This is a genomic window from Pseudidiomarina atlantica (assembly GCF_000753735.1).
GTDB classification, from domain to species: Bacteria; Pseudomonadota; Gammaproteobacteria; order Enterobacterales; family Alteromonadaceae; genus Pseudidiomarina; species Pseudidiomarina atlantica.
Window position 1 is genome coordinate 507,337 of record NZ_JPIN01000001.1, and the last position, 21,740, is coordinate 529,076.

General features: G+C 50.2%; 20 protein-coding genes. 4 read left to right on the top strand and 16 right to left on the bottom strand.

Features of this window, described 5'->3' with window-relative positions:
• The first annotated feature begins 19 nt into the window (after positions 1-19).
• Both IDAT_RS02525 and IDAT_RS02530 read left to right on the top strand, forming a co-directional pair.
• A complete protein-coding gene (locus IDAT_RS02525; protein WP_034730017.1) occupies positions 20-985 on the top strand; it encodes a pirin family protein in 966 nt (321 codons plus the stop codon).
• Between the two features lie 2 nt (positions 986-987).
• Positions 988-1,482: a hypothetical protein gene (locus IDAT_RS02530; protein ID WP_034730020.1), complete on the top strand. Its 495-nt coding sequence runs from the start codon at positions 988-990 to the stop codon at positions 1,480-1,482.
• On the opposite strand, the gene IDAT_RS02535 is transcribed toward IDAT_RS02530, so the two are convergent.
• From IDAT_RS02535 to IDAT_RS02550, 4 genes are read right to left on the bottom strand one after another with little or no spacing between them, the layout of a single operon-like run.
• Entirely contained in the window at positions 1,479-2,231 is a 753-nt protein-coding gene (locus IDAT_RS02535; protein WP_244441589.1) for an SDR family oxidoreductase, read from the bottom strand. The two genes, IDAT_RS02530 and IDAT_RS02535, sit on opposite strands and share 4 nt — an antisense overlap.
• Positions 2,232-2,239: 8 nt before the next feature.
• Positions 2,240-3,319 carry a phosphotransferase family protein gene (locus tag IDAT_RS02540; RefSeq protein WP_034730024.1) on the bottom strand — a complete coding sequence of 360 codons (1,080 nt, stop codon included), beginning with the start codon at positions 3,317-3,319 and terminating at the stop codon, positions 2,240-2,242.
• The gene (locus IDAT_RS02545) at positions 3,316-4,545 is read right to left on the bottom strand and encodes an acyl-CoA dehydrogenase family protein (protein WP_034730026.1); all 1,230 of its coding nucleotides are present in this window, start codon (positions 4,543-4,545) and stop codon (positions 3,316-3,318) included. Before IDAT_RS02545 ends, IDAT_RS02540 begins: the two co-directional genes overlap by 4 nt.
• A 47-nt stretch (positions 4,546-4,592) precedes the next feature.
• On the bottom strand, positions 4,593-5,522 hold the full coding sequence (locus tag IDAT_RS02550; RefSeq protein WP_034730029.1) for a LysR family transcriptional regulator: 930 nt from the start codon (positions 5,520-5,522) through the stop codon (positions 4,593-4,595).
• A gap of 151 nt (positions 5,523-5,673) precedes the next feature.
• Here IDAT_RS02550 and IDAT_RS02555 point away from each other — a divergent pair, with 151 nt between their 5' ends.
• The gene (locus IDAT_RS02555) at positions 5,674-6,234 is read left to right on the top strand and encodes an FMN-dependent NADH-azoreductase (protein WP_034730031.1); all 561 of its coding nucleotides are present in this window, start codon (positions 5,674-5,676) and stop codon (positions 6,232-6,234) included.
• Between the two features lie 32 nt (positions 6,235-6,266).
• Here IDAT_RS02555 and IDAT_RS02560 read toward each other — a convergent pair whose 3' ends face one another.
• From IDAT_RS02560 to sdhC, 12 genes are all read right to left on the bottom strand, one after another.
• Positions 6,267-7,175, bottom strand: coding sequence for an MBL fold metallo-hydrolase (locus IDAT_RS02560; protein ID WP_034730034.1), 909 nt, complete (start codon positions 7,173-7,175; stop codon positions 6,267-6,269).
• Positions 7,176-7,244: 69 nt separating this feature from the next.
• On the bottom strand, positions 7,245-8,525 hold the full coding sequence (locus IDAT_RS02565; RefSeq protein ID WP_034730037.1) for a hypothetical protein: 1,281 nt from the start codon (positions 8,523-8,525) through the stop codon (positions 7,245-7,247).
• Between the two features lie 70 nt (positions 8,526-8,595).
• Positions 8,596-8,892 (bottom strand): excalibur calcium-binding domain-containing protein, encoded by a 297-nt coding sequence (locus tag IDAT_RS02570; RefSeq protein ID WP_034730040.1) that lies wholly within the window; start codon positions 8,890-8,892, stop codon positions 8,596-8,598.
• Between the two features lie 120 nt (positions 8,893-9,012).
• Entirely contained in the window at positions 9,013-9,894 is an 882-nt protein-coding gene (locus IDAT_RS02575; RefSeq protein WP_034730044.1) for a DMT family transporter, read from the bottom strand.
• Positions 9,895-9,979: 85 nt separating this feature from the next.
• Entirely contained in the window at positions 9,980-10,852 is an 873-nt protein-coding gene (sucD, locus tag IDAT_RS02580) for a succinate--CoA ligase subunit alpha (RefSeq protein ID WP_034730047.1), read from the bottom strand.
• Positions 10,852-12,018 (bottom strand): ADP-forming succinate--CoA ligase subunit beta, encoded by a 1,167-nt coding sequence (gene sucC, locus IDAT_RS02585; RefSeq protein WP_034730050.1) that lies wholly within the window; start codon positions 12,016-12,018, stop codon positions 10,852-10,854. Before sucC ends, sucD begins: the two co-directional genes overlap by 1 nt.
• 143 nt (positions 12,019-12,161) lie before the next feature.
• Complete coding sequence (odhB, locus tag IDAT_RS02590; protein WP_034730052.1) at positions 12,162-13,718, bottom strand: 2-oxoglutarate dehydrogenase complex dihydrolipoyllysine-residue succinyltransferase; 1,557 nt, start codon at positions 13,716-13,718, stop codon at positions 12,162-12,164.
• A 13-nt stretch (positions 13,719-13,731) separates the two neighbouring features.
• Positions 13,732-16,539 carry a 2-oxoglutarate dehydrogenase E1 component gene (locus IDAT_RS02595; RefSeq protein ID WP_034730054.1) on the bottom strand — a complete coding sequence of 936 codons (2,808 nt, stop codon included), beginning with the start codon at positions 16,537-16,539 and terminating at the stop codon, positions 13,732-13,734.
• Positions 16,540-16,640: 101 nt separating this feature from the next.
• Entirely contained in the window at positions 16,641-17,354 is a 714-nt protein-coding gene (locus IDAT_RS02600; protein ID WP_034730056.1) for a succinate dehydrogenase iron-sulfur subunit, read from the bottom strand.
• 15 nt (positions 17,355-17,369) lie between these two features.
• Positions 17,370-19,136 (bottom strand): succinate dehydrogenase flavoprotein subunit, encoded by a 1,767-nt coding sequence (gene sdhA, locus IDAT_RS02605; RefSeq protein WP_034730058.1) that lies wholly within the window; start codon positions 19,134-19,136, stop codon positions 17,370-17,372.
• Positions 19,137-19,493, bottom strand: coding sequence for a succinate dehydrogenase, hydrophobic membrane anchor protein (sdhD, locus tag IDAT_RS02610; protein WP_034730061.1), 357 nt, complete (start codon positions 19,491-19,493; stop codon positions 19,137-19,139). It lies immediately after the preceding gene.
• Complete coding sequence (gene sdhC / locus IDAT_RS02615) at positions 19,487-19,861, bottom strand: succinate dehydrogenase, cytochrome b556 subunit (RefSeq protein WP_034730064.1); 375 nt, start codon at positions 19,859-19,861, stop codon at positions 19,487-19,489. Before sdhC ends, sdhD begins: the two co-directional genes overlap by 7 nt.
• 453 nt (positions 19,862-20,314) lie before the next feature.
• Between sdhC and IDAT_RS02620 the strand changes: the two genes are divergently transcribed.
• Positions 20,315-21,595, top strand: a complete 1,281-nt coding sequence (locus IDAT_RS02620) for a citrate synthase (RefSeq protein ID WP_034730066.1) — start codon at positions 20,315-20,317, stop codon at positions 21,593-21,595.
• Positions 21,596-21,740: the final 145 nt, after the last annotated feature.

Sequence of the window (21,740 nt, forward strand, 5' to 3'; positions counted from 1 at the left end):
GTTAACTGGGAGCGCCCTGATGACACGCATAAGCGAAGACGTTGAAAGCCAACCTACCAGCTGTAGCTCTGAGCATCTCCGCCGCGACGCGCAGGTTTTACCTGCACTCACTCGGCAGTTGACGCCGAAGTTGCGCGTGCATCGCAGTTTACCGCAACGCGACTTACGCATGATTGGCCCTTGGTGTTTCTTAGACCACTTCGGTCCTGTCGCTGCCGCAGATTACGCGCAGTTTGACGTCGCTCCGCACCCACATATTGGCTTGCAAACCATTACCTGGTTGTTTTCTGGCCAGCTACTGCATCAAGACAGTCTCGGTTATGAGCAACCCTTGCGCGCCGAACAACTGAACTTAATGACCGCGGGCAACGGTATTTCCCATGCCGAAGTAGCCGATGCACAAGTATCCGACCCACTGCATGGCCTGCAATTGTGGGCAGCGCTGCCGCAGGCCGATGAACAAACCTCACCTCGTTTCGATCATTACCAGCAATTACCCCAATTTGCGCTGGGTGAAGCCAGTGCCACCCTGATCATGGGCGATTATCAATCGGAACAGCGTAGCTATCACTCACCGGCGTTACAGTTTCAGCCGATTTTTGCTCTACAACTGCGCACGCCCCGTGTGGCAGTGAGTCGTCTACGCCTGCAACGGGAATTTGAATACGGTATTTACGTGGTCGATGGCCGGCTCGATTGCGCCGGTAAAACCGTGCGCGCCCACGAACTCATTAACCTAGGCGGTGACCGCGATGAGTTGGTTTTAGAGTTAGCTGCTGACACCACGCTGCTGGTCTTGGGCGGGGAGCCCTATGAAAGTCCGGTACAAATGTGGTGGAACTTCGTCAGTAGCGATAAACAACGCATTGTTCGCGCCCAGCAGGAGTGGAACGCTGGGCATGCACGGTTTGGCAAGGTCAGTGCTTATCGCGGCGAGCGCTTACTCGCACCAGAACTTCACTTGCGCAACGAGGATAAGGATTAACCATGGGTTTAATCAATCGCTTAAGTGCTATCAGCCGTCGCCTCGGCCTTTGGTTACTGGCGGCGGGCATTACCCTAGCTGTGTTATTTGTCGCGGTACTCATCTATCAGCTCTCGGTTTACCAACCGGAACCACCAACAGTTGCTAACTGTCAGGCGATTCAAACTGAAATCACCAGTGATAACGGCGCACAAGTCTATGTGTATCAGTGTCAACGCGGTGATAACGCCGAATGGCAAGGTTACGAAGTGTGGCTGCAAAAACTGTTAGACGAGGAGTGGCAACGGCTAGCGACCTCGCCGCTCGCGAATGGTTGCATTGGTATTGAGTTAGACGAGCGCGAGCTAGTTATTCAATACAGTCAATCGCGTAGCGATATCAGTGTTGCCAGTAGTTCCTTTGTTTATGATCTCGCTGACGGTGGCGCCGCGACGCGCAGCGTAGCCACGCGTCAGCTCGATCGCTGTACCCTAGAAGCTGCTGGCAATAACGATTAACCCAGCTTCATTACTAGTTTGAGTGGCAGTCGCTTCATGAGGAAGCCAATCAGCGCCCATGGCCAGCCAGGTACATAGGCTTGTACGGGCTCTTTCTCGATTGCTTTGACGAGTAATTTACAACCGGTCTCGTTATCAATCATAAAGGGCGTGTTTTTTACCTTTTCATTGATTTCTGAACGAATGTAACCCGGTAAAATACAGCTGGTTTTAATCGCTGAACGCGACTTGATTAAATCCGCCCGAATACCCTCGGTCAGCGACAATAAGCCAGCTTTCGTTGCCGCATAAACCGTCATCGCCCGCGGCATGCCGCGCAACGCACTAATTGAACTGATAGTCACCAAGTGACCACTGTTTTGCTCACGAAAGATTTCCAGTGCGGCTTCGCACTGCGCGATGGCAGCGACAAAGTTGGTCTGCGCCGTTTGTACGTTGGCGTAAAAGTAGCCGGTCCCCAATGACGCCCCCTTACCCATGCCGGCGTTGACAATAACGCGATCGAGCGTGCCAAATTCAGCTTTAAATTCTTTGAAAACGGTAAACACGGCATCATGGTCATTGACATCTAGCGCTTTGATGCTGACCTTGCTCGCAGGATACTTCGCTTCGAGTTCAGTTTTCAGTTGTTCAAGGCGATCCGTACGTCGCGCGCACAATGCGAGATTACGGCCCCGAGCGGCAAACTCACGTGCCATGCCCTCGCCTAAGCCCGAACTTGCGCCTGTTATTAGAATTGTTTTACGCATTGATTGGCTCATGCTTTCCTCTGTTGTTTGATCAGTTTGCGACAGCGCCAGTGCAAGTAATGCACCAAGAACCAAAAGTTCTTGAAGGCTGGATTTCGCGTTTGCTTGTGGTGATAACGATAATAGATCTGCTGCGCAATAACGCTCAGCCGAAACAAGCCAAAGACTTCGTAAAAGGTGAAATCTTTCACATCGACGCCCATGCGTTCGCAATAATAAGCAATCACCTGTTCACGGCTTAACATGCCGGGCAAATGGGTCGGCTGACGGCGGGTCGAACGCGCAATCGCATCATCATCAGCTTGGATCCAATAGGCCAGACTGTTACCAAGATCCATCAGCGGATTACCAATGGTCGCCAATTCCCAATCCAGCACACCAATGATGTTACTCGGCTCAGCAGGATCCAGCACTAAGTTATCAAAGCGAAAATCGTTGTGGGTCATGCACAAGCGTTCATTTTGCGGCATGTGTTGCTCGAGCCAAGCCATGATCTTAGTACTTTTCGGTACGTTCCAGGTTTTCGCTTGGCGATAACGCTTGTTCCAGCCAAGCACTTGGCGTTCGGTATAACCTTCGCCTTTAGCAAGCCCCGCTAGGTCATGTTGATGAATGTCGATGCGGTGTAATTCAATCAGACAGTCTAAAGCGTTCTGGCAAAGCTGCCGCGTTTGCTGTTCGCTGAGCTCAAGCTCACGCGGCATGTTCTTGCGCGGAATTATGCCGGCCACCCGTTCCATCACATAAAATTCGGCACCAATGATGCTCTCATCATCGGTGTAATGCAGCATTTTAGGCACATAGGGATAGACTGGCGCCAGCGCCTTTTGCAAGCGGTACTCACGGCCCATGTCATGAGCTGACTTAGCTTTGGTTCCAGCCGGTGGACGACGTAAGATCCAATCTGCATTGGCAAACTGCAGACGATAGGTCCAGTTAGAGGCGCCCCCAGCATATTGCGTAACCTTGAGTTCGCCCTGCAATTCAGGAAAATGCTCACGCAAATAGCGACTTAGTTCGGCTACGGGTAACTCTTCGCCGCTACGAACCGTACCCGCTTTGTCTTCGAGTTTGCTTAAATCACTCACGCTGGATCCCGGTATTTCGCTAATTCAACTTTGGCAATGGTGGCACGATGCACCGCATCTGGACCATCGGCGATACGTAACGCGCGTGCGACGGCAAAGAGTTGGGTCAAAGGCACATCGTGACTCATACCGGCACCGCCGTATAACTGAATCGCCTCGTCGACCACCTGCTGCAGCACATTCGGTGCCGCAACTTTGATCGCGGAAATCTCGGTGAGTGCTTTCATGGCTCCTACTTGATCAATCTTCCATGCCGCATAAAAGGTTAATAAACGTGCTTGGTCGATAGCGATACGCATGTCCGCAACACGTTCCATGTTGCCGCCAAGTTGCAATAGCGGACGACCAAAGGCAATGCGTTCTTGGCCACGACGCATATAGAGCTGCAAAGCTTTTTCCGCCGCGCCGAGTGCCCGCATGCAATGGTGAATTCGGCCCGGCCCCAAGCGCCCTTGCGCGATTTTAAAACCGGCGCCCAGCCCCCCTATAACATTACTTTTCGGCACTCTCACTTGGTCAAAGCGCACTTCGCCATGGCCGTAAGGCGCATCATACTCGCCAAATGCCGGCAGCATCCGCTCAATATTCACCCCGGGCGTATCTAAAGGCACCAGTACCATCGAATGACGTTGGTGTTTCGCCGCATCGGGGTCGGTTAAACCCATAACAATGGCAAATTTAGCGTCCGGGTGCCCAAGCCCTGTCGACCACCATTTACGCCCATCGATCACCACCTCATCACCATCGGCAACGATCGAGGTTTGCATATTGGTGGCATCCGACGAAGCAACATCGGGTTCGGTCATACAAAACACCGAGCGAATGTCGCCATTTAACAAAGGTTCAAGCCACTGCTGTTTTTGCGCAGCCGAGCCGAAGTGATACAGCACTTCCATATTGCCGGTGTCTGGCGCGTTACAGTTAAAGATTTCTGGCGCTAACAGACTATGCCCCATGACTTCAGCAAGCGGTGCATATTCTAAGGTGGTTAAACCAGCACCCAGCTCGGCATCAGGTAAAAACAGGTTCCATAAGCCTTGCTCACGCGCAAGTTGCTTAAGCTCAGCAACCACCGGCGGCACTTCCCATGTACGCCACTTATCGTCGGGATTCAAACGCCGATTTTCTTTATGATAATTAGCTTCAATCGGCTCGATGTGTTCTTGCATGAATTGGATCAGACGCTTGCGATAATCGAGCGTCTTGGCACTAGGGGTAAAATCCATGTTCTTTCGCCTTCTTTTCAAACGAACGTTTGAATGAGTGTATTGAACTACGCGTCGGCAATCAATAACGAACGTTGCGCTACCGCAGGAATATGTTCGACCATATAGTCGATAAATACCCGCACCGCAGGTAATAAGCCGCGCCGATGCGGATAGACCAGATGCATGATATGCACCGGCAAGCGCCAATTAGGTAGCACTTCTTGTAACTGTCCAGCACGCACCGCATCCACGCAAAGGTAACTCGGCAGAGAAACCAGTCCTTGCCCCTGAATAGCGGCTTCCCGTAACACTATCATGTCGTCGGTGATCAGCTTTGGTTGCATGCTAATCGTTAGTTGTTCACCGTCATCGGCAGTTAACTGATAGCCGTAACGGCCACTGGTGTAATGCAACGATAAATGCGGAAAATCAATCAGATCAAGTGGGTGCTTTGGCTCGCCACGCTCAGCAACTAAGCTGGGGGCACCATAAAGGGTATGTTGGGAATCGGCCAAGGGCCGCGCCACTAGCGACGAGTCCTCGATGTTTGCCCGTACTCGCAAGGCCACATCAATTCCCTCGTCAATCAGGCTCACCGGTCGATTGGTCACCATCAGTTCAACATTCACTTCACTGTAGTCGCGCATAAATGCAGGTAGCAATTCCGTCAGCAAACTTTGACTCAGCGCATAGGGAGCGCTGACATGGACGGTGCCGCGGGGGGTCTCACGCAATAGCTGAGTGACTTGCTGCGCCGCTTCGGCCGCATTGACCAGCGCCTCACAATGAATCAAAAAAGCTTGGCCAACGTCGGTGAGCTTTAACCCTTTGCTAGTGCGATGCACCAAACGAATCCCCTGCTCTTCTTCGAGCTCGGTCAAACGACGGCTGAGGGTCGACTTCGGCATGCCAAGCTCACGTGCCCCAGCGCTAATACTGCCGGCGGCAACGACGCGCGCAAAGATTAAATAGTTGGTTAAGTCGGGTAAAGACATCAGACGGCCTCCTCGGCAAGCGTTGACTCAACATTCCGTTCCACTTTTGGAACGATAGATTCCATAATAGCCATCTACCACCATTTTTGGAACCCATGTAAGCTTACTGACATTGAAAACACAGCGCATTTATCTATTTTGGAGAACGAATATGAGTATTTTACATTTAGACTCGGGGTTATTTATTGAACAATCAGTGAGCCGTAAACTCAGCAAGCAAATCGTCGAGCGCATCGCCAAAGCTGATGACACTGTTGTTTACCGCGACCTCGTCAGCAATCCAGTGCCACATCTTGACGCTGAAACTTTGCTGGCAGAAAACAACGAGCTGACGCAAACCTTATTAGACGAAGTTTTTGCTGCTGACACGCTAGTGATTGGTGCCCCAATGTATAACTTCACGATTCCAACGCAATTGAAAGCCTGGTTAGACCGTATTTTGAAAGCGGGCGTGACTTTTAAGTACACCGAACAGGGCCCGGAAGGTTTGCTGAAGGGTAAGAAAGTCTATATTGCTTCAGGTCGTGGTGGTATCTATAGCGAAGGCGCGGCAGCAGCCATGGACCATCAAGAAAGCTATCTGCGTAATGCATTAGGTTTCGTTGGCATCACTGACATCACCGTGATTCGTGCAGAAGGTGTCAACCTTGGTGAAGAGCCTCGTCAACAAGCACTTGCTGCCGCCGACGAGGCCATCGCAGAACTCGCTTAACCGCTAGTCAGAACGCACTTGTACGAAGCAGCCTATTGGGCTGCTTCGACACGCGTGGTGTAGTTTGCCGGAACCCAGCGATAACCGTCACCGTCAGCCTTCATGCGACCAATGCCCGGAAAGGCAATATGCGCGCCCGCCACCCAGTATTCATTCTCAGCAATCGTTTTAAATAGCGCTAAGCGCTGTGCACGCGCCGCTGCTGGATCGCTGTCATACTGAATGGTCACTTCTGGATGGGCAAACTGAACGCCCGCGACATGTAAGGTATCGCCCCACACCACCATAGTTTGACCGCCACTCTCAACATGGTAAACGCTGTGACCTGGGGTGTGTCCTGAGGTTGGGTTGATCTTAATACCCTCATGAATTTGCTCGCCGTCGGCAAAGGTCTTAAATTTATCTGCGGCTTGATACGGTGCGTACTTAGCAGCTGCACTCTCCGCTGTAGCGTCGCGCTCATGCACATAAACAGTTGCATTTGGGAAGCTTCGCTTACCGTCGTTGACTAAGCCACTCACATGGTCGCCATGGAAATGCGTGATGTACACCGCATCAATATCGTCGACGCTATAGCCTGCAGCGGCTAAGTGGGTGGTCAATTTGCCTAAAGCTGGACTGACGCCCGCCCCCATGCCGGTATCGATAAGTATCTGATACTCACCGGTGTCGACTAAGAATCCGTTGATTGAGCCTTCGACAGGAGACTCCATAAAATGCTCCGCCATGGCCTCACGAATTTTATCTTCGTCCCAATGCAGTAACCGATGGGCCGGCATATCGCTGGTGCCATCGTTCAACGCGGTCACCACAAAGTCACCGACATTCATACGATAAAAACCAGGCGCTTGGCCGAGTTGATGATCATCTGCTTGAGCTGTGCTAACGAGCACTGAACTCGCAGCCAATGCGCTTAGCAAAGCCGTTTTCGATAGTTTCATTGCATCCTCCAATCGTAAGTGCTGCTTTTGCAGCGTGCTGATTAGGTATGGTCGATCGCGCAAAAAAGTTCAAAGTTGCGGATAACGGGCTGCCACCTGAGCACGCAGTTGTTGCGCAAATACCTCGTCAGTCAACTGCGCTAACAGCTCAAAATAAAGATCGGCACTGTCCCGTCGCCCTTGGGTAGCGAGTTCATTCACGTAAGTAAACCAGAGAAAGTACAGGCCATGTGGATATTGCTGACGAATACGATCGTCAATTTGCTGTGCCCATAACAGGCCGCACGCATAATGAATCTCAATCGGGTCGCTGGTGCTTGCGCACTTCTCTTCAGCGCTACGCACGCGATGTTGCAAGTAGATGCCGTTGGCATAAATGGAGCGCAAATAACTGAGTGCCATAAACTCCGCCGCCCCCTCATGGATCCATGCTTGGTCGGTAGTGAACTGTCCACCTTGATACAGATGCGCAATTTCATGCGCTACGAACCATAGTGTATCTTCCACAAAATAAGGTGCCGTGGCTCGCTCCGCCATACTGTGCCCGTACCAGTGCAGCATCATTTGATTGCCAATCACCCCGCCTTGATAACCAAAGCGGCCGTTATCTGTCGGGCTAAAGGATGCCAATAACATGGGTTGCTGCTCCAATAACGGCAGGCGCTGATTAAAGAATGCTTTCATGGGTGGCACATCGCGCGCCAACCGCTGCTTTAGACTGTCTGGCAAGATCGGGTCGATAATGGTCTGCAAACCATCATCTAATGCCTCACGGGGCGCTTGGGGGCCAACATAGACCACCACTCCATCGCTCGCTTCTTCGCGCCATTGTAGTTCGCCACGCGCACTCTCGCCCGGCAACCGAATATAATCGCTCAACGGCGCCTGCATCGAGAAGTCATAAGTGAAGCGCAAGGCACTCGAACAGCTTTCTGGGCAGACTTTAAAACGCCCACTAAACCAGCCAACACCGCCGTCTGAAAACGGCGCAAAAGGTGCATAATCTTTACGTAACATGACGTAGCTAGGGGTGAGCTGAAACGCTACGCTGTTAAAGCTATTGCCGTCGACGCGTGCGATATATTCTTGATCCGTCTCGCTGTCGATCGCTAAGTAATAATCTGGCTCTAGCGGCTGCCAGCGTTTAATGCGGGAATGATCTGAATTGCGTACAAAAGTGGCGCGTTGCACCGGTTCGTCGAACTTGTACGAAACGAACCATTCGTTATCAGCGGTGCGACTCATCGCCACCACAACGTTCGCCACCGAGTTTTCTTTCAACCACGCGGCGGCCAACCAAATACCTATGGCGCAACCAAGCAGAATGAGTAACACAGGTTTTTTATGCATCTTCAACAACCTTTATCAGCACCCTTCAAGCATAGGTGTTCTGAGGTAGGTTGCCTAGTGCTTTTGCCGGTCAATTTTGCTCAACAGGAAAATCTTGCTCGCACGGAATACCGTTATCATTATCGTCGAGATGAGTCTCAGGACAGTTGGAGAGAAAGAACATGGCTTCTTCTTTTGATTTCATCTGATAGCAGTATTGACGACCATCACAGCGAAAATTGGGGTCGCGCTTATAAACTGCACCCTGCACCCCTTGAACAATTTCTTTGATCAAACCGCGCTCTTCGCCGCGTTTCTCAGCTTCTTGATTGAGGTGATAATTCCAAGCAGCAAGCGCCAAAATCGCTAGTAATATCCACTTTTTCATTAATGTGTCTCCGCGCGACAACTTTGATGTGGAATCCGACAGTGCGAATGCACTGCTTTTTAACTAGCCTAGCGTAAGTTAGCCAGATGTAAATCATTAATTCTATTAGGTGATAATGTTTTATTTTTGTTTATTTCTACTGCGAATCACTAAACTGATGGCAAATAAAATGATCGCGCTGGCAAGTATAAAACGTGAAGTTATCGGCTCATTCACGAATAACAAACCTCCGAGCGCAGCAATGAGCGGGACAGAAAGCTGTGCCACCGCAGCGGTACTGACACGTAACAGTGGTAAGGCGCGAAACCATAGAGCGTAGCCTACCGCTGAAGTCAGACTGCCGGATACGCCGGCCAGCAACCAACCGTAAATTCCGCCACTGGCAGTCCAGTCACCCCAAAATAACGACGGTACGGCCAACAGCAGCGCCCGTTGAAAATGGATCTGAGTATCTAAGAGCGGAGTGCTGGAGCCGCGTCCAACGGTACTGTAGGCTCCCCAAGCACTGCCCGCCAACAACATCATGGCGACCGCCACGGCGGATAAAGGGTCGGCAAACTGCGGCCAGACTAAATAGGTAAAACCGGCCAATGCCAAGGCGATGCCACCAAGCTCAATTACGGCAAAACGCTCACCACGCCAAGCCGCTATCAACAACATACTGAGCTGCACCGCGGTAAACAGAATCAGCGCGCCGACGCCAGTCGCTAGTTCGATGTAGGCAAAGGCGAATGCGTAGGCATAAAGCAACAACCACAATGCGCCCCACCAGGGCAGCTTTCGCCTTGCTAAGTATGGTTGTTCGGCCCTTGACTTACCTTGCTGCCAGCGCACCAATAACCACAATGTGATGGCCCCCGTAAGCAAGCGCACTAGGCTGAAATTGACTGGATCCATGGCATGGTCAGCCAGTGCCCAGCGACACAAGATCGAGTTGCCGGCGAAAGCAATCAGCGCTAACAGGGTAAAGCCGATAGTCTTTAGGAGTGGCGATTGCGGCATGGTGCACCTATTCAATTGCGGGCAATAAAAAACCCAGCAACTTCGCAGTTACTGGGTTTTTGTTATCACGTTTTAAACTCGCTGCTTACCAGCCAGTTTTCTCGCGTAATGCTTTACCGATGTCAGCTAGGCTGCGAACCGTTTTCACGCCAGCTGCTTCAAGTGCGGCGAATTTCTCGTCAGCAGTACCTTTACCGCCAGAGATGATCGCACCAGCGTGGCCCATACGCTTACCAGGAGGAGCTGTTACACCCGCAATGTAAGAAACCACTGGCTTGCTTACATTGTGCTTGATGTATTCTGCAGCTTCTTCTTCAGCAGTACCACCGATTTCACCGATCATAACGATAGCTTCGGTTTCTGGATCTTTTTCGAACAACTCAAGGATGTCGATAAAGTTTGAACCAGGAATTGGGTCACCACCGATACCGACACAAGTCGATTGACCGAAGCCTTCGTCAGTGGTTTGCTTAACCGCTTCATAAGTCAAAGTACCTGAACGCGACACGATACCCACTTTACCTTTCTTGTGGATGTGACCTGGCATGATACCGATCTTGCACTCGTCTGGGGTGATAACGCCCGGGCAGTTTGGACCGATCATACGCACGCCTTTGTGCGTTAAGTATTCTTTCACGTAAAGCATATCCAAAGTTGGAATGCCTTCAGTGATACATACGATCAATTCGATACCAGCGTCCGCCGCTTCGACAATTGAATCTTTGCAGAAAGGTGCAGGTACGTAGATAACAGATGCAGTTGCACCAGTCGCTTCAACCGCTTCACGCACAGTGTTGAAAACTGGCAAGCCTAGGTGCGTTTGACCACCTTTACCTGGCGTCACACCGCCTACCATTTGCGTACCGTAAGCGATCGCTTGCTCAGAGTGGAAAGTACCCTGACCACCAGTGAAACCCTGGCAGATAACTTTGGTGTTTTTATCGATCAAGATAGACATTATTGACCTCCTGCCGCAGCAACCACTTTATCAGCAGCGTCAGACAAGCTTTCTGCTGCGATAATGTTCAGGCCACTTTCTGCTAATTTCTGACGACCTAACTCTGCGTTGTTACCTTCAAGGCGTACAACTACAGGTACTTTCACGCCAACTTCTTCAACCGCGCCCATGATGCCCTCGGCAATCATGTCACAACGGACGATACCGCCGAAGATGTTCACTAGAACCGCTTTTACTGCATCGTCAGAAAGGATGATTTTGAATGCTTCGGTCACACGCTCTTTAGTCGCGCCGCCACCAACATCCAAGAAGTTCGCTGGCTCGCCGCCGGCAAGCTTAACGATGTCCATGGTACCCATCGCTAGACCAGCACCATTGACCATACAGCCGATGTTACCGTCAAGTGCAACGTAGTTCAGTTCCCACTTCGCCGCTTGTGCTTCACGCTCGTCTTCTTGCGAAGGATCGTGCATTTCACGGATTTTTGGCTGACGATAAAGGGCGTTGCTGTCGATGTTGATTTTGCCGTCCAAGCAGTGCAGGTTGCCTTGCTCGGTGATCACCAACGGGTTGATTTCAAGCAAAGCGAAGTCGTACTGTTCGAACATTTTCGCCAGACCCAAGAAGATCTTGGTGAACTGCTTCACTTGCTCTGGGTTAAGACCCAATTTGAAACCAAGTTCGCGACCTTGGAAAGGCTGTGCCCCGACGGTTGGGTCGATCACGGCTTTCAAGATTTTTTCAGGTGTTTCTTCAGCAACTTTCTCGATTTCAACACCACCTTCGGTTGACGCCATGAACACGATTTTACGTGTCGCACGGTCAACAACTGCGCCTAAGTACAGTTCTGAAGCGATATCAGTGAGGCTCTCAACCAAGATTTTCGCAACTGGCTGACCATTCGCGTCTGTTTGATACGTCACTAGGTTTTTACCTAGCCAGTTGTCGGCAAACGCGTGCACTTCGTCAAGGCTAGAAACAAGTTTTACACCGCCCGCTTTACCGCGGCCACCGGCGTGGACTTGCGCTTTGACAACCCAACGCTCACCGCCAATTTTTTTAGCGGCTTCAACGGCTTCGTCTGCAGTGTCAACTGCGAAGCCTTCAGATACTGGCAAACCGAACTCTCTAAAGAGTTGTTTAGCCTGATACTCATGCAAATTCATGATGATCTTCCGATTCGTTTGAACAACAAAAGCAGCGTCGCGCTGCTTACCCGAAAATTCGCGCGTATTTTACAGTTTTGCGCGCAAAAAAGACAGCCGCATGTGCAATTGTCATGACATCGCAACATGCGGCTTCAGTCTATTTAGATGTCCAACAACAAGCGTTGTGGATCTTCTAACAGTTCTTTGATGGTAACCAAGAAGCCGACTGACTCCTTACCATCGATAATGCGGTGGTCGTATGACAACGCCAAATACATCATTGGCAAGATCTCGACTTTACCATCCACTGCCATTGGGCGGTCTTGGATTTTATGCATGCCTAAGATCGCACTTTGTGGTGGGTTCAAAATTGGCGTTGATAGCAGTGAACCGAACACACCACCATTGGTGATAGTAAAGTTACCGCCTTGCATATCTTCCATCGTCAACTTGCCGTCACGACCTTTAATCGCAAGGTCACGGATGCCATTTTCGATTTCCGCGATGCTCATTTTGTCGGTATCACGCAACACTGGGGTCACCAGGCCACGCGGCGTCGACACAGCAATGCTGATATCGAAATAGTTGTGGTACACGATATCGTCGCCATCAATTGACGCGTTCACTTCTGGGAAACGCTTAAGAGCTTCTGTCACAGCCTTCACGTAGAAGCCCATGAAACCTAACCGGGTGTCGTGACGCTTCTCAAATTCGTCTTTGTACTTCGAACGCAAGTCCATGATTGGCTTCATGTTAACTTCGTTAAAGGTAGTCAGCATTGCGGTCGCGTTCTTCGCTTCAAGCAAACGCTTGGCGATGGTCTTACGCAGACGTGTCATAGGCACACGCTTCTGCTCGCGATCACCGGCAACGGCTGGAGCTGAGCTCTCGCTCTTGGCTGCTGCAGGCGCCTCTTTCTTGCCACCGTCTTTGACGTGCTTCTCAACGTCTTCTTTGGTGACTCGTCCGCCTTTACCAGTGCCCTTAACGTCAGATGCTTTAAGGTCGTGCTCTGCGAGTAAACGACGTACGGCAGGACCTGCGACTTCGCTATCACCGTCGTCATCCTTGCTATCGTCATTCGAAGACGCAGCAGATTTGTCAGCAGTGTCGGTGTCGTCGGCAGCTGCGCCGGCTTCAACAATACCGATAACGTCATCAGCGCCCACGGTTGCGCCCTCTTCCTGCTTAATTTCAGCAAGCACACCATCTGCTGGAGCCACAACTTCAAGCACGACTTTATCGGTTTCAATGTCGACTAGGTTTTGGTCACGGGTGACTTTCTCGCCCGCTTTCACGTGCCAAGTAGCGATAGTTGCGTCGGCAACTGATTCTGGTAACTGTGGTACTTTAACTTCAAGCTTTTCGCCGCTACCCGATTTTGCTGCTGGCTTGTCGTCAGCTTTTTTGTCGTCTGACTTTTTCTCTGCAGATTTCTCTGACGCTTCAGATTTTTTGTCATCTGATTTAGCTGCGCCGTCACCTTTCTCGAGCTTACCGATAACTTCATCAGCGCCAACAGTTGCGCCTTCTTCAGCGATAATTTCGCCAATCACACCATCTTCAGGTGCAACCACTTCGAGGACAACTTTGTCGGTTTCAATATCGACCAGATTTTGATCGCGCGATACTTTATCACCTGGCTTAACGTGCCAAGTAGCGACTGTCGCGTCAGCAACAGATTCAGGTAGTTGTGGAACTTTAATATCAATAGCCATGGTCAATTATCACCTATTTAATGGTTAGCGCGTCATCGACTAATTTTTGCTGCTGTTTGTTGTGCTCAGACAAATAACCTACTGCTGGTGCAGCCGATGCTTCACGGCCAGCATAAGTTAAGTCTGCGCCCTTCGGAATTGCCGCTCTAAAGTGATGCTGGCTGCTATACCAGGCACCTTGGTTTTGCGGCTCTTCTTGGCACCAAACAAAATCTTTCACATGCTTGTATTCTTTCAAAATCTCAGCCACTTCTTCAGCTGGGAACGGATACAACTGCTCGATACGAATAATAGCAACATCTGTTTGCTCGCGCTCACGACGCTCCTTCAACAGATCGTAGTACACTTTGCCGGAGCAGAAGATGACCCGCTTCACTTTTTTCGCATCTAAGCTGTCAATTTCGCCAATCGCATTCTGGAACACGCCATCGGTCATTTCATCTAAATCAGAAACTGCCAATGGATGACGCAACAACGACTTCGGAGTCATCACGATAAGCGGACGACGCACCGGGCGTAATTGCTGACGGCGTAACATATGGAACACCTGAGCTGGTGTCGTTGGTACACACACCGACCAGTTGTGATCCGCAGACAGCTGCAAGAACCGCTCTAAACGCGCTGAGCTGTGCTCTGGACCTTGTCCCTCGTAGCCATGTGGTAACAACATGGTCAAGCCGCACAAACGACCCCATTTTTGTTCACCTGAGCTAAGGAACTGGTCAATTACCACTTGCGCGCCATTCACGAAGTCACCAAACTGCGCTTCCCAAAGCACGAGAGCTTTTGGCTCAGCTGTTGCATAACCATATTCGAACGCAACGACGGCGGCTTCCGACAACACCGAATCATAAATTTCGATCGGCCCTTGGCCTTCGCGAATGTTATTCAGCGGCATATAAGTCGATGCATCTTTTTGATTATGCAACACCGCATGGCGATGGAAGAATGTACCGCGTCCACTGTCTTGACCGGTCATACGAATATGAATGCCTTGGTCAACCAAACTGGCGTAGGCCAAAGTTTCGGCAAAGCCCCAGTCGGCTTTCTTCTCACCTTTTGCCATTTTCAGGCGCTCGTCATAAACTTTTTTCACCCGCGAGTGCAGTTTATAACCTTCAGGCACGGTGCTCATGGCAATACCAAGCTCTTCGAGCTGGGCCTTGCTAATTTTCGCATCGTACTCAACATCCCATTCGTTACCAATGTACTTCGACCAGTCGCTCGAGTGAGCCTTCATTTCACGCCACTCGTCGACCACGATTTCGCCTTTATCGAGCTGGTCACGATACGCGCTAACGAGCAACTCTTCTTGGTCGCTGTTAATAACGCCAGCTTCAGCAAGACGCTGCGCATAAATGCTGCGCGCAACCGGATGCTTCTTCACTTTCGCGTACATGAGCGGCTGCGTGGCGCTTGGCTCGTCGGCTTCGTTATGGCCGTGGCGGCGATAACAAACTAAATCGATCATCACGTCACGCTTGAATTCGTTACGGAAATCAATCGCTAACTGCGTGACAAATACCACCGCCTCTGGGTCATCCGCATTGACGTGAAAAATCGGCGCCTGAACCATTTTAGCGATGTCCGTACAGTACTGCGTCGAACGCGTGTCTTCACGCTTTGAAGTGGTGAAACCAACTTGGTTGTTGACGACGATGCGAATCGAACCACCGCACTGGAACGCGCGTGTTTGCGACATGTTGAAGGTTTCTTGCACGATACCTTGACCCGCAATCGCTGAGTCACCGTGAATGGTAATTGGCAATACTTTCGAGCCGTCTTTGTCGCCCAAGCGATCCATCCGCGCGCGCACTGACCCCATCACTACCGGATTGACGATCTCTAGGTGCGACGGGTTGAATGCTAATGCTAAGTGAACATCACCGCCTGGCGTGGCAAAGTCAGATGAGAAGCCCATATGGTACTTTACGTCACCTGACCCTTTGTTAGTGGCATGCTTACCGGCAAACTCGTCAAACAAATCTTGTGGTTTTTTACCGAGCACGTTTACCAATACGTTCAAGCGACCACGGTGCGCCATACCAATAACAGCTTCTTTCGTACCTTGTTCGCCGGCACGACTAATCAGCGCTTTCAGCATTGGAATCAAGCTATCGCCACCTTCCAACGAGAAGCGCTTGGCACCTGGGAATTTCGAGCCAAGGTATTTTTCCAGACCATCGGCAGCGATCAACTCTTTGAGGATCTTCTGCTGATGCTCCTTACTGAATTCTGGACGCCCGCGCACACCTTCGAGTCGTTGTTGAATCCAACGCTTCTCTTCGGTCGAAACAATGTGCATATATTCGGCACCGACCGAACCACAATAGATTTGCTCGAGCAATTTATGGATCTCACCAAGCTTCATGGTTTCTTGCCCTACGGCAAGTGATCCGACATTAAATTCTTTGTCGTAATCATCTTTTGAAAGCTCATGGTGCTCAAGTGACAAGTCAGGAACTTGCTCTTGCTTCCACAAATCGAGTGGATCAAGGTTCGCGTGCTGATGACCGCGGAAGCGGTAAGCATTGATCAGCTGCAGCACTCGCACTTGTTTCTGATCGGGGGCACCGGCAACTACCGTTCCTGCTTGCTTTAGCTTGTTCTTAGCAAGGGTTCGGAATTGCTCACGAATTTCACTGTGCTTGGTGTCTTGGCCGCTACCTTCACGCGGCAACTGGTCGAAAAACTTTCGCCATTCATCACCAACAGCAGTAGGGTCATCGAGGTACACTTCGAAAAGCTCCTCGACATAGGCCATATTACCACCCGCCAGGTGGGAAGATTCTAGCCAGGCTTGCATTACGCCGTCTTGCATCGCTGTTCCTTCACACTCGTTTCATAAAAAAATAGCCATCCAAGCTGGATGGCTATTTCGATACAGCTTGGCCATTACTATAGCAAATCAACGCGATAGTATTAAATCGCGCGACTCAATAGCATGGATTTGATGTGTCCAATAGCCTTGGTTGGATTCAAACCTTTCGGGCAAACGTTCACACAGTTCATGATACCGTGGCAACGGAAGACACTAAAGGCATCATCCAAATCGTCTAAGCGTTGTTCGGTTGCAGTGTCGCGACTATCGATCAAGAAACGATAGGCATGCAACAAGCCTGCAGGACCGATGAACTTATCTGGGTTCCACCAGAACGACGGGCATGAGGTTGAACAACATGCACACAAAATGCACTCGTACAAACCATCAAGCTTCGCACGCTCTTCTGGCGACTGCAAACGCTCACGCGCAGGTGGCGTTTTGTCGTCGTTAATCAAAAACGGTTTGATCTTCTCGTACTGCTTGTAGAACTGAGTCATGTCTACAATCAAATCACGAATCACCGGCAAACCAGGCAACGGACGAATCACAACTTTGTTGCCTTTCAAGGCAGACAATGGCGTGATACAGGCCAAACCGTTCTTGCCGTTCATGTTCAAACCGTCAGAACCACACACACCTTCACGGCATGAGCGACGGAATGCTAACGTTGGATCTTGCTCTTTTAGTTTCAACAGCAAGTCCAGCACCATCATGTCCTGCTTCTCTTCGAGTTCGAGAGTGTAGTCCTTCATGTAGGGTGCGTTATCAACATCCGGGTTGTAACGATAAACTGATATGCTCAACTTCTTCATCGTTGTCACCTAACCTTAGTAAGTCCGCGCTTTCGGCGGGAATGCTTCACGCAGCTTCGGCTGCATATTCACTTCGCGCTTCACCACTGATTCGTCAACCGGACGATACACTGAGTGTACTAACCAATTTTCATCGTCACGATCGGGGTAGTCGGCACGGCTATGCGCACCACGACTCTCGGTACGGAAGTTCGCTGAAACGGCGGTCGAGTATGCGGTTTCCATCAAGTTATCAAGCTCTAAGCACTCGATACGTTGGGTGTTAAACTCAGCACTCGTATCGTCAAGGCGCGCGTTTTTCAGACGTTCACGGATTTCTTTCAGCTCCGCTAAGCCCTCTTTCATTGCTTCGCCTTCACGGAAGACCGAGAAGTTCAACTGCATACATTGCTGCAAATCTTTCTTGATTTGCACTGGATCTTCGCCTTTTTGCGTTGATTCCCAACGGTTGGTCCGCGCGAGAGCTGCATCGATATCGTCTTGACTTGCTTCACGTGCTTCGGTGTTCGCGGCCAGCGCTTCACCCAAGTGCAAACCAGTTGCACGGCCGAACACGACCAAGTCAAGCAACGAGTTGCCGCCTAAACGGTTAGCGCCGTGTACCGATACGCAAGCAATCTCACCACAGGCAAACAGACCTTGGATTGGTGTTGCTTTGCCGTCAGCATCGATTTGCAGGGCTTGTCCATTCACATCCGTTGGAATACCACCCATCATGTAGTGACAGGTTGGAATCACTGGAATTGGCTCTTCCGCTGGGTCGACGTGGGCAAAGGTCTTCGCCAAGTCACAAACGCCTGGCAGGCGACTTTCGAGAACGTCACGACCGAGGTGGTCAAGTTTCAATTTCAAGTGTGGTCCCCATGGGCCATCACAACCACGGCCTTCACGAATTTCCGTCATCATTGAACGGGCAACCACGTCACGTGATGCCAAATCTTTCGCGTTTGGCGCGTAACGCTCCATGAAGCGCTCGCCATCTTTATTCAATAGGTAACCACCTTCACCACGGCAACCTTCAGTTACCAAGGTACCGGCACCGGCGATACCGGTTGGGTGGAACTGCCACATTTCCATGTCTTGTACTGGCACACCAGCACGTAGCGCCATACCAACGCCGTCACCGGTGTTGATGTGGGCATTCGTGGTTGAAGCGTAGATACGCCCTGCACCACCAGTGGCAAGAACGACCGCCTTGGCTTTCACAAAGAACACTTCACCGGTTTCGATGTTCATGGTGGTTACACCCACCACAGCACCGTCTTGGTTCTTCACCAAGTCAAGCGCATACCATTCAGAAAATACCGTGGTTTTGTTTTTGACGTTTTGCTGGTAGAGCAAGTGCAACAACGCATGACCGGTACGGTCAGCTGCTGCAGCGGTACGTGCCGCCTGCTCGCCACCAAAGGCTTTTGACTGGCCACCAAATGGACGCTGATAAACTTTACCGTTCTCAAAACGTGAGAATGGCAAGCCCATGTTTTCCAGTTCCAAAATGGCTTCTGGACCGGTTTTACACATGTATTCAATCGCGTCTTGGTCACCGATGTAGTCCGAACCTTTAACGGTATCGAACATGTGCCATTCCCAATTGTCTTCGTGCGCATTACCTAAGGCTACAGTGATACCACCTTGCGCAGATACGGTGTGCGAACGGGTTGGGAAGACTTTTGACATCAGCGCACAGGTCATGCCTGACTGAGAAATTTGCAGTGCTGCGCGCATGCCCGCGCCACCAGCACCAATGACTACTGCATCATATTCGAGTGTTTGAACGCTCACTTACACACCCTCCACAGGCCACACTACGAGTAGGCCAGTTAGCCAGTACACGATAAGTGCAACACATACTACGAATTGAATGAAAGCTCGTAAGCCAGAATTTTTCACGTAATCCGTTAGCACTTGCCAGATACCAATCCAGCCGTGAATTAACACTGACGTTAGCGCCAACATGGTGAAAATTTTCATACCTAAGTGCGCGAACAAGTTGGTCCACACGGCATAGTTGATGGTTTCTGCTGAAACCAAAAAGCTCACCATGAAAATGGTATACAACGCCATGATAATGGCGCTTGCACGTAGCAGGATGAAGTCGTGCGTACCGCTACGGCCGAAAGTTGAAGCTACTTTTACCATAACCACACCCCTGCTAAGACTGACAGAATGATTGCTAACACGAAGACGATTTGTGCGCTAACACGGCCTGACTTCAACTCTTCGAAGTAGCCCATGTCCATAAACATGTGGCGCACGCCGGCCAATAAGTGATAGCCAAGTGCAGTTAAGATACCCCAAGCGATAAACTTAGCAATGAAGCTGGTGAATAACTCATGCACCATTGCAAAGCCTTCGTTCGACTGCAGTGACGTAGCTAACGCCCACACCAACAATCCGACTGAAATCAACATGATCACGCCAGAAATTCGATGCAGAATGGAACTAAGTCCCGCAGCGGGGAGACTAATGGTTGTAAGGTCTAAATTTACAGGTCTTTGTTTTTTCACGATTGTTGTGCCTTTTAGAAAAGCATTGTTAACATGCTCGGAACTTCAAACATCCTCGTCCTAGAACATTGGTGAGAGGACCCTGTGAGATCGCTGCCAAAGTATATAAGCCAGAGCCAAGGATTACAATTCTCTGACCGCGACTTTCCTAAGAAAAACGTGAATTTTTTCGCTTTAGATCAAGTAAATCGATTCAGCGTTTTTCCGCAACCCTACCTTAGTCGAATACCCAAAATTTGGATCTCCCCGTATAACGGTGGAACGAAATTTTTTTCTCGCGCGAGTGTCATCCAATCGCAACAACTTTGCGTAACAATGCCACGTTTACTTGATCGAGCGCAGCTTCGCTGGCTTATCTAAACGGCCGTTTGAATTGACAGTTGCGGTTAAGATCAAGTAAATTACAGCGCCTTAATTAAGTGATGAAGCAGACTAGAACAAGGAGATTTCCTTATGGCTGATCGTAAAGCCACCCTGCAGATTGACGGCCAATCCATTGAACTACCAGTGTTATCTGGTACAGCCGGCTATGATGTAATTGACGTGCGTACTTTAGGAAAACACGGGTACTTCACGTTTGATCCAGGTTTTTTAGCAACCGGTTCATGCGAATCTAAGATCACCTACATTGACGGTGAAAAAGGCATTCTACTGCACCGCGGATATCCTATTGATCAGCTAGCAACACAAGCCGATTACCTCGAAGTATGTTACATGCTGCTGCATGGCGAAGCGCCAACTGCGGAGCAATACGATAACTTCAAGAGCACCATTACCAAGCACACCATGGTGCACCAAGGTTTACACAATTTCTTTAATGGTTTCCGTCGTGATGCTCACCCAATGGCCATGTTATGTGCCGTTACCGGTGCGTTGTCGTCGTTCTATCATGACGACTTAGACATCCACGATGAAAAACAACGTCTGCGCAGCGCGTACCGTTTAATTGCCAAAATGCCAACCATCGCAGCGATGGCATACAAGTTCAGCATTGGTCAGCCGTTTGTTTATCCGAAAAATGATCTGTCGTACTCAGAAAACTTTTTGAACATGATGTTCTCGGTACCGGCTGAAGATTACAAAGTAAATCCGATTATCGCGAAAGCGATGGATCGTATCTTCACGCTGCATGCCGACCACGAACAGAACGCCTCAACTTCAACTGTGCGTTTGGCGGGCTCTTCAGGCGCCAACCCATATGCGTGTATCGCCGCAGGTGTTGCCTCATTGTGGGGTCCAGCACACGGTGGTGCGAACGAAGCATGTTTGCGTATGTTGAAACAAATCGGTTCGGTCGACAACATTCCTAAGTACATCGAGAAAGCCAAAGACAAGAACGATCCATTCCGTCTGATGGGCTTCGGTCACCGCGTCTATAAGAACTTTGACCCGCGTGCGACCGTGATGCGTGAGAGCGCGCACGAAGTACTGAAAGAACTGAAAATTCAAGATCCATTACTTGATGTCGCAATGGAACTTGAGCGCATTGCACTTGAAGATGAATACTTCGTTGAGAAGAAACTCTATCCAAACGTAGACTTCTACTCAGGTATCATTTTGAAAGCAATCGGTATTCCGACCAACATGTTTACCGTGATCTTTGCTTTATCACGTACCGTTGGTTGGATTTCACACTGGCACGAAATGATGGGCGAAGCGAACCAGAAGATCGGTCGTCCACGTCAGCTGTATACCGGCGAAGCGCAACGCGAATTTACGCCAATTAAACGTTAATTAGCGAATTTCGCTAAGGATTAGTAAAAAGCACGCTACGGCGTGCTTTTTTTGTGCTTATCAGCAACCTGAAGTTTGCGCTTTTTGAAACGCCCATGTCCCTTCCAAACCAATAAAATCAATTGGTTACCTGCTTATTTAAAAA

Coding starts and splice junctions, on each gene's coding strand:
- IDAT_RS02565 (WP_034730037.1), bottom strand. CDS start 8,525: ATGCATAAAAAACCTGTGTTACTCATTCTGCTTGGTTGCGCCATAGGT.
- IDAT_RS02550 (WP_034730029.1), bottom strand. CDS start 5,522: ATGTCTTTACCCGACTTAACCAACTATTTAATCTTTGCGCGCGTCGTT.
- IDAT_RS02560 (WP_034730034.1), bottom strand. CDS start 7,175: ATGAAACTATCGAAAACGGCTTTGCTAAGCGCATTGGCTGCGAGTTCA.
- IDAT_RS02570 (WP_034730040.1), bottom strand. CDS start 8,892: ATGAAAAAGTGGATATTACTAGCGATTTTGGCGCTTGCTGCTTGGAAT.
- IDAT_RS02620 (WP_034730066.1), top strand. CDS start 20,315: ATGGCTGATCGTAAAGCCACCCTGCAGATTGACGGCCAATCCATTGAA.
- odhB (WP_034730052.1), bottom strand. CDS start 13,718: ATGGCTATTGATATTAAAGTTCCACAACTACCTGAATCTGTTGCTGAC.
- IDAT_RS02595 (WP_034730054.1), bottom strand. CDS start 16,539: ATGCAAGACGGCGTAATGCAAGCCTGGCTAGAATCTTCCCACCTGGCG.
- sucD (WP_034730047.1), bottom strand. CDS start 10,852: ATGTCTATCTTGATCGATAAAAACACCAAAGTTATCTGCCAGGGTTTC.
- sdhD (WP_034730061.1), bottom strand. CDS start 19,493: ATGGTAAAAGTAGCTTCAACTTTCGGCCGTAGCGGTACGCACGACTTC.
- IDAT_RS02600 (WP_034730056.1), bottom strand. CDS start 17,354: ATGAAGAAGTTGAGCATATCAGTTTATCGTTACAACCCGGATGTTGAT.
- IDAT_RS02535 (WP_244441589.1), bottom strand. CDS start 2,231: ATGCGTAAAACAATTCTAATAACAGGCGCAAGTTCGGGCTTAGGCGAG.
- IDAT_RS02530 (WP_034730020.1), top strand. CDS start 988: ATGGGTTTAATCAATCGCTTAAGTGCTATCAGCCGTCGCCTCGGCCTT.
- sucC (WP_034730050.1), bottom strand. CDS start 12,018: ATGAATTTGCATGAGTATCAGGCTAAACAACTCTTTAGAGAGTTCGGT.
- IDAT_RS02545 (WP_034730026.1), bottom strand. CDS start 4,545: ATGGATTTTACCCCTAGTGCCAAGACGCTCGATTATCGCAAGCGTCTG.
- IDAT_RS02525 (WP_034730017.1), top strand. CDS start 20: ATGACACGCATAAGCGAAGACGTTGAAAGCCAACCTACCAGCTGTAGC.
- IDAT_RS02555 (WP_034730031.1), top strand. CDS start 5,674: ATGAGTATTTTACATTTAGACTCGGGGTTATTTATTGAACAATCAGTG.
- IDAT_RS02575 (WP_034730044.1), bottom strand. CDS start 9,894: ATGCCGCAATCGCCACTCCTAAAGACTATCGGCTTTACCCTGTTAGCG.